Origin of the sequence: Rhodopseudomonas sp. B29, assembly GCF_000333455.1 — a bacterium.
Lineage (GTDB): Bacteria > Pseudomonadota > Alphaproteobacteria > Rhizobiales > Xanthobacteraceae > Rhodopseudomonas.
The window spans coordinates 1-4,394 of record NZ_BADD01000004.1; the positions used below are offsets into that span (position 1 = coordinate 1).

Annotated in this window: 3 protein-coding genes; all 3 read left to right on the top strand. The window is 65.8% G+C overall.

All coding sequences use genetic code 11. The features are described from left to right. Positions 1–241 precede the first annotated feature (241 nt). The 3 genes from I5M_RS00105 (at position 242) to I5M_RS00115 (ending at position 4,267) form a co-directional block, all read left to right on the top strand. On the top strand, positions 242–1,057 hold the full coding sequence (locus I5M_RS00105) for an enoyl-CoA hydratase/isomerase family protein (RefSeq protein WP_022719542.1): 816 nt from the start codon (positions 242–244) through the stop codon (positions 1,055–1,057). Between the two features lie 45 nt (positions 1,058–1,102). Beyond that, positions 1,103–2,977, top strand: coding sequence for an AMP-binding protein (locus I5M_RS00110; RefSeq protein ID WP_022719543.1), 1,875 nt, complete (start codon positions 1,103–1,105; stop codon positions 2,975–2,977). 162 nt (positions 2,978–3,139) lie between these two features. Next, entirely contained in the window at positions 3,140–4,267 is a 1,128-nt protein-coding gene (locus I5M_RS00115; protein WP_022719544.1) for an acyl-CoA dehydrogenase family protein, read from the top strand. Positions 4,268–4,394: the final 127 nt, after the last annotated feature.

The following is a 4,394-nucleotide window of genomic DNA, read 5'->3' on the forward strand; positions in this document are numbered from 1 at the left end:
CATCCGCATGGCGCCGCGCTAGTGATGACTTGACCCTCTCCCCTCGTGGGAGAGGGTGGCGAGCGAAGCTCGCCGGGTGAGGGGGCGCTGCGAGTCCCGACCCCTCACCCGGCAGTATCCGCCGCCGACGCAACACTTGCCCTCTCCCACAAGGGGAGAGGGCGCAACAACGATCGCCGCACTCGGCGAACGACAAGCTCCGCAACGGTGGAGCACAAGAACAAGACACGGGAGTAAACATGTGAGCCAGGCCCTGCTCGTGGAGCATCGGGGCGGCGCCGATTGGGTGACGCTCAATCGCCCCGCCAGCCTGAACGCTCTCGATCCCGAACTCATCGACGCTCTCAACGCTTACTTCGCTAGACTACAGCGCGACCGCACGACGCGCGTCGTCGTGCTCCGCGGCGCCGGCAGCAATTTCTGCGCCGGACTCGATCTCAAGCGTGCGATGCAGCGCCGCGCCGGGGCCAATGAGCCGCCGACCGTCACCGAGTCGCTCGATTCGCAGCGTCGCATCGCCGACATCGTCATGCTGATGAGGCGCTGTCCGCAGCCGATCATCGCGCTGGTGCAAGGTGCCGCAGCCGGCGGCGGATTCGCGCTGGCGCTGGCCAGCGATGTTCGCATCGCCGGCCGCAGCGCGCGGATGAACTGCGCCTTCATCAAGCTCGGCCTCGGGGGCTGCGATATCGGCACCTCGTATTTCCTGCCGCGGCTGGTCGGCGTCTCGGTCGCGTCCGAACTGATTCTCACCGGCCGCTTCATCGGCGCCGAGCGCGCGCTGATGGCCGGGCTGGTGTCCGAGATCGTCGAAGACGATCAGCTCGAGGCCGCCGCCGAGCCTTATGTCGAGGCGATGTTGCAGGCGTCGCCGGTCGGTTTACGGCTGTCGAAAGAGTGCCTCAACATGGCGGTCGACGCGTCTTCGCTGGAAGCTGTGATCGCGATGGAAGACCGCAACCAGGTGCTGTGCTCGCGGTCCGAAGATTTCAAGGAAGGCATCACGGCCTTCCTGGAGAAGCGCAAGCCTGTGTACCAACGAGTGACCAACGACTGACCATCGAAGGCCCGAGAAGAGGCCGAACAAACGGGAGAACGCCAGATGACAGCAAGCGCCGCTGCGGTACTGACAAAGCCAGCGTTCCGGAAGGTGAATTGGCTGCCGCGCGAGATTGATGTCGATCGCCGCGCCGACGGCACTGTCGTAATGAAATCACGCTTCCCGCTGATGCCGCACGATCCGCATCTGCCGATGACGCTGGCCAGATGGGCGAAGCAGCGTCCCGATCATACGTGGTTGGCGCAGCGCCGCGGCCCGCAGCGGCAGTGGCACAAAGTCAGCTACGCCGAGGCCAAGCGCATCGTCGACAGCCTCACCCAGGCTCTGCTCGATCTGAACCTGCCGGAGGGACGGCCGGTCGCCATCCTGTCCGGCAATTCGATCGAACACGCCTTGATGATGATGGCGGCGATGCAGGCGCGCATCCCGACCGCGCCGGTGTCGCCGGCCTATTCGCTGATGAGCCACGATCATCAGAAGCTGAAATATCTGTTCGATCTCGTGAAGCCGGCGCTGGTGCTGGTGCAGGACGCCGCGCAGTTCGCCAAGGCGCTGCACGCGCTCGACCTCAGCGGCGTCGCGGTGGTGCACGTCACCAACCCGACGGACGGCATTGCCAGCCTGGCGTTCGACGACATGGCCGCGACGCCGGTGACCGACGCGGTCGAACGCTCGGTCGCGCAGATCACGCCCGACACCGTTGCCAAGCTGCTTTTCACCTCCGGCTCGACCGGCATGCCGAAGGCGGTGATCAACACCCAGCGCATGCTCACCGCCAATGCGGCGATGATGATGCAGGTGCGGCCGCGCGATCCGGCCGGCCCGCTGCCGGTCAACCTCGACTGGATGCCGTGGAACCACACGATGGGCGGCAACGCGTCGTTCAATCCGCTGCTGATCGAAGGCGGCACGATGTATATCGACGACGGCCGGCCGATGCCCGGGCTGATCGACGAGACGCTGCGAAACTTGCGCGAAGTCTCGCCGACCTACTACGCCAACGTGCCCGCGGGCTACGCGGCGCTGGCGACCGCGATGGAGAAGGACGACGCGCTGTGCCGGTCGTTCTTCAAGAACCTCGGCCTGATGGCCTATGGCGGCGCGCGGCTGCCGGACGATCTCTACGAGCGCATGCAGGCGCTGGCGGTGCGCGCCACCGGCGAGCGCATCGTGTTCTACACCGGCTGGGGCTCGACCGAGACCGCGCCGACCTCGACCGGCACCTATTGGGACACCGAGCGCGTCGGACTGATCGGCCTGCCGTTCCCCGGCGTCGAACTGAAGATGGTGCCGATCGGCGACAAGTACGAACTGCGACTGCGCGGCGTCAACGTCATGCCCGGTTACTTCGGCCGGCCGGATCTCACTGCGGCTGCGTTCGACGAGGAAGGCTTCTACAAGATCGGCGATGCCGGCGTGTTCGTCGATGCCGACGAACCGGCGAAGGGTATCATCTTCGCCGGCCGCGTCGTCGAGGATTTCAAGCTGATGACCGGCACCTTCGTGCATGTCGGCTCGCTGCGCACCGACGCCATCGCGGCGGCGTCGCCGGTGGTGCACGACGCGCTGGTTGCCGGACAGGACCGTGCCTTCATTGGGCTGCTTGCTTGGCCCAATCTGCACGCATGCCGCCAGATCGTCGGCGACGCGAACGCCAGCTACGAGGACGTCGTCAAGCATGCCGCCGTGCTCGCCGCGCTGCGTGCCGGCCTCGAGAAGCACAACCGCGAAGTCGAAGGCGCCAGCTCGATGCGCATCGCCCGCGCGATGCTGATGGTCGAGCCGCCGTCGATCGACGGCAACGAACTCACCGACAAAGGCTACATCAACCAGCGCGCCGGCCTAGAGCGCCGCGCCGCTTTGGTCGAGCGGCTGTATGCCGAACATCCGGATAGCGACGTGATGGTGCTGCAGTGACATACGCCAAACCTCTCGTTCGTCATTCCGGGGCGCGCGTAGCGCGAACCCGGAATCCATACTCCCGGCGGGGGTTATGGATTCCGGGCCTGCGCCTGCGGCGCATCCCGGAATGACGAACATTGAGGCTGGATACTAACAACTAACAAGAAGAGCCCCTCCATGAACTTCGATTTCTCCGACGATCAGAACCAGCTGCGTGATCAGGCGCGGCGGTTTCTTTCCGAGACGTGCCCGCCCAAGGCGGTGCGTGCCGTGCTCGAAGGCAAGGCCGATTACGATCGCGAGCTGTGGAAGGGCCTTGCCGAGATGGGCTTCCTTGGCGTCGCCATTCCGGAGGAGTTCGGCGGCACCGGTGCAGGCCAGCTCGAACTCTGCGTGATCGCCGAGGAGCTCGGCCGCGCGCTGGCGCCGGTGCCGTTTGCCTCCACCGTCTATCTTGCCGCAGAAGCGCTGATGCTGGCGGGCAGCGACGCGCAGAAGCGGAAATGGCTCCCGAAGATCGCCTCGGGCGAGGCGATCGGCACGCTGGCGCTGTTCGAGGGCACCGGCAATCCGACGCCGAAATCGATCAAGGTCTCGGCTGCGGGCGGCGCGCTCACCGGCACCAAGATGCCGGTCGCGGACGGTGCCATCGCCGACTTCGCCATCGTGGCGGCACGCACCGGCAACAGCGGCCGCGACAGCGACATCGCGCTGTATCTGGTCGATCTCAAAGCCGGCGGTGTCACCGCCAAACCGTTACAGTCGATCGATCCGTCGCGGCAACAGGCCGAACTCGTATTCGCCGGTGCCAAGGCCGAGTCGCTCGGTGCGGCCAACGAAGGCTGGAGCATCCTGAAACGTGTGCTGGATCGCGCCGCCGTCCTCGTCGGCTTCGAACAGCTTGGCGGCGCCGATCGCGCGCTGGAGATGGGCCGCGACTACGCGCTCGACCGCATCGCCTTCGGCCGTCCGATCGGATCGTTCCAGGCGATCAAGCACATCCTGGCCGACATGTACGTCTCGGCGACGCTGGCGCGGTCGAACTGTTACTACGGCGCCTGGGCGCTCTCGACCGATGCGGCCGAACTGCCGGAAGCTGCGGCGTCGGCGCGGATCAGCGCCACGCAGGCGTTCCAGCACTGCGCCAAGCAGAACATCCAGGTCCACGGCGGCATGGGCTTCACCTGGGAGTTCGACTGCCATTTGTATTATCGCCGCTCCAACGCGCTGGCGCTGGCGCTCGGCAGTCTGCCCTATTGGGAAGACCAGCTGATCGACCGCCTGCGCCAGAAGAACGCGGCGTAGATAACAACCGTAGGGTGGGCTCGCTTGCGAGCCCACGTCTTGCAATCGGTGGGCACGCTTCGCTTTGCCCAAAATGCGATCAGGAACCCGCGATGAACTTCGACGATACCCCGCAGAAGCCGATCCG